The sequence below is a fragment of the uncultured Actinomyces sp. genome (assembly GCF_963526355.1).
GTDB lineage: Bacteria > Actinomycetota > Actinomycetes > Actinomycetales > Actinomycetaceae > Actinomyces.
Genome location: NZ_CAUROW010000117.1, coordinates 1 through 4,920, shown reverse-complemented (window position 1 = coordinate 4,920; position 4,920 = coordinate 1). Strand labels below are relative to the sequence as shown.

Here is a 4,920-nt window from a genome sequence, read left to right as displayed (position 1 = left end):
CGTATGCCCCACCCGAGGGCTCGACGGCCCGGAGCTCCTCCAGGGTGCCCCATTCGCGGCACTCGCGGCACTGCCCCATCCACTTGGGGCTGGACCAGCCGCATTCGCTGCAGCGATAGGAGACCTTGAGAGCCTTGGAGTTCTTCAACGCGGGCATGATGTGAGCGTAACCGGCACCGGCGACATCTATTCGGGGTCGTTCAGCATCGACGTCGTGGCCGAGGAGGTACTGCGTCCGCCGGGGCTCGCGTTCGTGCTCTACAGCGCGAGTACCTGAGACACGGGCTAGGAGTCCGGGCCGGAGGGCACGAGGCTGAGGCGCCCGCTCCTCATCACGCGACCGGTCCTGTCTAGTAGCCGGTCGGACCGGCCTGACCGGGCTGCCAGCCCTGGCCGTAGGGTGCCTGGTTCTGGGGCGCCTGAGCGGCGGTGTACTGTCCGTACGGAGCCTGCTGGTACCCGTACGGAGCCTGCTGGTGCCCGTACGGAGCCTGCTGCGGTGCGTCGGGGGGCATCTGCTGGTACGGGGCCTGGCTGTAGGTGCTCTGCGGCGTCATCTGCTGGACGGCGGGCTGGTCGTAGCCCTGTTGCGCGGGTACCGCGCCCGGGTGGGCTTGGTACGACTGAGCCGCGTACCCGGGCACCAGGTGGGGGGACTTCTTGACCAGGGCCGCGTCGATGAGCCGTCCGATTACCAGGGCGGCGATGATGGGAAGAATGAAGATCGCGCGGGGGATGCGGACCCGTCCTTCAACGTTCATGAAGATCGCGATGAGGATCGCGATGTCGATGACGATGGCGATCAGGATCAGCACGGTCATGATGAGGGTGTAATAACGAGTATGCCGGCCCTTGCTCCCACCGTCATTGCCGCCAGGGGGCTGTGGGTAGTTCTGGGCGGGTGGCTGTGCGCTCATGAGAGACGACCTTACTGTTGTGTTCGGAGAGTGTGGCTTCGGAGCACGTCCGGTGGCGCGACCGGCCCCCAGCATGCCCCAGTTTCGGGCGGTGCGTCATACGCTCGGTACGGGGCGTCTCCGTGATGCGTGTTTCTCACGTGTCGAGTCGGGGTGGTTCTGGTGCGTGGTCGCCGGAGCGGGGCGGTTCTGGCAGAGCCGGCCAGAGGCGCCCATATCCGCCTCGACCGCTGATTCCGTCTTGTCTTGAGGGGACTGCCTCTCCCTGAGACACTCACCGACATCAGCACATGGTGCAGACACCACCTGACCCCACTGGGATCATCCATGAGCAGTCAGACGGAAGAATTCATCCTTGATGGAATTCCCGTCTTGAGGTGGGGAAGACCTGGCTGGTGGGCGGGCCGTCGTCGGCGTGCACGGCCGGTTCTCGAACAAACTCGATCCCGTCATGACGCAGTGCGGTGATGCGATTGCGTCACGGGGTGACCAGTTGATCACCTTTGACCTGCCCGGCCACGGTGATCGTCAGGACGGTAAGGCGTTCAGTCCCATGGTGGCCGACCCCCACACCTCGACTCGGTGGTCGCGTGGTTCGAGGAAGGCCATCCGGCCTGACGGCGACCGTTCTGGGGCTGCCTACACCAGGAGCACCCCAGGAGAGTCCGTGGCCATGACCGGCTGTACCGGTCAAGCCTGCAGAATCTCTTGAGGTACTTCCGAAACATGCCCGGCTCGGTGCGACGGACGCAGGCGCGGGGTGTCAGGCGCGTGTGCGGGTCAGGGCTTTGCGGGCGCGCTCGGCCACGTTCTGGCCGGTGAAACCGTACTCCTTGAACAGGGCGGTGCCGGCGGCGGAGGTGCCGTAGTGGTCCAGGGAGACGATTTCCCCGGCGTCGCCGACGATCTCACGCCAGCCCATGGCGATGCCGGCCTCGATGGAGACCTTCGCGGCGCCGGCCGGCAGCACCTGGTCCCGATAGGCGGCGTCCTGCTGGGCGAACCACTCCAGGCAGGGAGCGGAGACCACCCGTGTGGGCGTGCCCTGGCCCTGGAGGATGTCGCGGGCGGCCACGGCCACACCGACCTCGGAGCCGGTGGCGATCAGGACGACGTCGGGGCTCACCTGCTGGCCGCCTGCGTCGGTGGCCTCGGCCAGGACGTAGGCCCCCCGCCTCACGCCGTCGGCCGCGGCAGCGGCGGAGGCGATCACCGGGAGGTTCTGACGCGACAGGGCGATGCCGGCCGGCTGGTCCGGGCGGGCCAGGATCTCGGCCCAGGCGGCGGCGGTCTCGTTGGCGTCCCCGGGGCGCACCACGGCCAGACCCGGGATGGCACGCAGGGAGGCCAGGTGCTCGACGGGCTGGTGGGTGGGGCCGTCCTCACCCACACCGATGGAGTCGTGGGACCACACGAAGACCGGGCCGATCCCCATGAGCGCTGCCAGACGCACGGCCGGGCGCATGTAGTCGGAGAACACCATGAAGGTGCCCCCGTAGGGGCGGGTGAGCCCGTCCAGGGCGATCCCGTTGAGGATCGAGCCCATGGCGTGCTCGCGCACACCGAAGTGGATGGTGCGACCAAAGGGTCCGTCGCCGTCGGCCTGCGCCAGGGCAGTGGGCAGGAAGGACGGCTCACCGGCCATGGTCGTGTTGTTCGAGCCGGCCAGATCCGCCGACCCGCCCCACAGCTCGGGCACCGCCTCGGCCAGAGCCGCCAGAACCTTGCCCGACGCCGCACGGGTCGCCAGGCACTGGCCGATCTCCCAGGTCGGCAGGGCCGCCTGAAGCCCTTCGGGCAGGCGGTGTGCCTCAAGGCGCTCCAGCAGCGCGGCGCCGTCGGGGTTGGCCCGCTGCCACGCCGCGAACCGCTCGTCCCAGACCGTGTGGGCGGCCTGGGCGTTCTCGGCGGCCCGCTTCCGGGTGTGGGCGACGACGTCGTCGGGCAGGATGAAGGTCTGCTCAGGATCCAGTCCCAGGGCCCGCTTGAGTCCGGCGATCTCCTCGGCCCCGAGCTTGGCGCCGTGGGAGGAGGCCTGGCCCTGCTTCGTCGGCGAGGGCCAGGCGATGATGGTGCGCAGCCGGATCAGCGACGGACGCTCGGTGTCGGCGCGGGCCGCGACGATGGCCTCGTGCAGCGCCTGGAGGTCCTCCGCGTAGCCTCCCGAGCCGTCCGGGCCGCCGGTGCGCCAGTCGACGTCGAGCACCTGCCAGCCATAGGCCTCGAAACGAGCCGAGACGTCCTCGGTGAAGGCGATGTCCGTGTCGCCCTCGATCGAGATGTCGTTGTCGTCGTAGATGGCGATGAGGTTGCCCAGCTGCTGGGTACCGGCCAGGGAAGCGGCCTCCGAGGTGACACCCTCCTGCATGCAGCCGTCGCCGAGGATCGTGTAGACGAAGTGGTCGAAGACCGACTCGCCCAACGGGGTGCCGGCGTCGAGCAGTCCGTGCTCGCGGCGCGCGGCCATGGCCATGCCCACCGCGTTGGCGAAACCCGCTCCCAGAGGGCCCGTGGTGGTCTCCACCCCGGCGACCTCACCGAACTCGGGGTGCCCCGGCAGACCGGCCGGGGTGCGGAATGCCGTGAAGCCCTCCAGGTCGATGTCGTAGCCGGCCAGGAACAGCTGAATGTACTGCACCAGCGAGGCGTGCCCGATGGACAGGACGAACCGGTCGCGTCCCAGCCAGCCCGGGGCGGCCGGGTCGTGGACCATCTCACGCTGGTAGAGCAGCCATGCCACTGACGCCAGGGAGATCGGCGTACCGGGGTGGCCCGACCCGGCCCTCTCCACGGCGTCGGCGGCCAACGCCTTGGAAACCGCGATGGCCTGACGGTCAAGATCGGTGAGCAACGGCTCAGCACTCATAACTGAGGACTCCTTGTGCATGAGGGTGCATATCGCTCGCGGCCGCGGGCGCCGTGACGGCGCATCAATGGCCGGGCATCAGGACTGATACTTCCCGCTTCCGCAGAGGCGGGCAAGTACAGCGGTGAACGCGTGTTCATCTCGCTCGCCCCGGTACCTCCCCTCAGAGGCCTTCCAGGAGTGAGCGGGCGGTGCTCTCGTCGGTGACAAGGGCGGACAGGTAGCCCCCGCGCAGGGTGGCGTGCAGGGCGTCGACCTTGTCCCGGCCCGCGGCAACGCCGATGACCAGGGGGATCTCGCTGAGCCGGGAGGGGTCCAGGCACAGAGTGCGGTTGCACAGGGTCGTGCGCACGTGGTTGCCCTCGGCGTCCAGGTGGTGCCCGCAGACGTGGGCGACGACGTTCTTGCGGCGGCACTCTCGCATGACGGCGGGTGTCATCCAGCGGCGCAGGAGCGGGCTGCTCGTCGTCTCCCCGACGGCTCCGACGCCGGTGAGCGCCACGTCACTGCGGGCGGCGAGCTCCAGCGTGGTCGCCACCCGCTCCTCACTGCGCACCGATCGGGCGTTCTTCAGGGAGTCGAAGACGAGGGGGACCGGCAGTGAGCGGTAGTGGCCGCCCAGGCGCAGGGCCAGGTTGCGGCAGATGTCCGGGCCGTCCTCCAGGTGGAAGGACTCCCCGGCCGAGCCCAGCATCGCCACCGCTGTCGACTCCGGCCAGACGCGTTCGGACAGATAGTGGACGACGGCACCCACCGCTCGACCGTTGGACACGGCGATGACACTGCGGGGACCGCACTGTTCCAGGAGCAGGTCGCCGCACACCCGGGCGACCTCGGCGCCCGGGCCGCTCGTGCCGTCGGTGCGGTCCTCGGCGACTCGTGCCTCCTTGAGCCCGAAGGCCTGCGCCAGACGCTCCTCCAGCGCCATGAGTCGTTCGATGGGGTGGGACACGGTAACGGTGACGACCCCGTGCCGACGGGCCTCGGTGAGCATCCTCGAGACCGTGGGGCGCGAGTACCCCATCTTGCTGGCGATGCTCGCCTGGTTGAGGTCCTCGTCCCAGTAGAGGCGGGCCACCTCCAGCAGCAGTGAGGCCCGTTCCCGAGTCAGCTGTGCACACATGCGTTCAGGTTATC

The 4,920-nt window shown here is 69.0% G+C and carries 3 protein-coding genes and 1 pseudogene; all 4 read right to left on the bottom strand.

Annotation, left to right across the window (positions count from 1 at the left end):
- Positions 1–157: pseudogene (locus tag RWR81_RS12315) on the bottom strand (DNA repair protein RadA); the annotation flags it as partial.
- A gap of 193 nt (positions 158–350) precedes the next feature.
- Positions 351–917 (bottom strand): hypothetical protein, encoded by a 567-nt coding sequence (locus tag RWR81_RS12310; RefSeq protein WP_314458018.1) that lies wholly within the window; start codon positions 915–917, stop codon positions 351–353.
- A gap of 763 nt (positions 918–1,680) precedes the next feature.
- Entirely contained in the window at positions 1,681–3,783 is a 2,103-nt protein-coding gene (gene tkt / locus RWR81_RS12305; RefSeq protein WP_314458017.1) for a transketolase, read from the bottom strand.
- A 163-nt stretch (positions 3,784–3,946) separates the two neighbouring features.
- Entirely contained in the window at positions 3,947–4,906 is a 960-nt protein-coding gene (locus RWR81_RS12300; protein ID WP_314458016.1) for a sugar-binding domain-containing protein, read from the bottom strand.
- Positions 4,907–4,920: the final 14 nt, after the last annotated feature.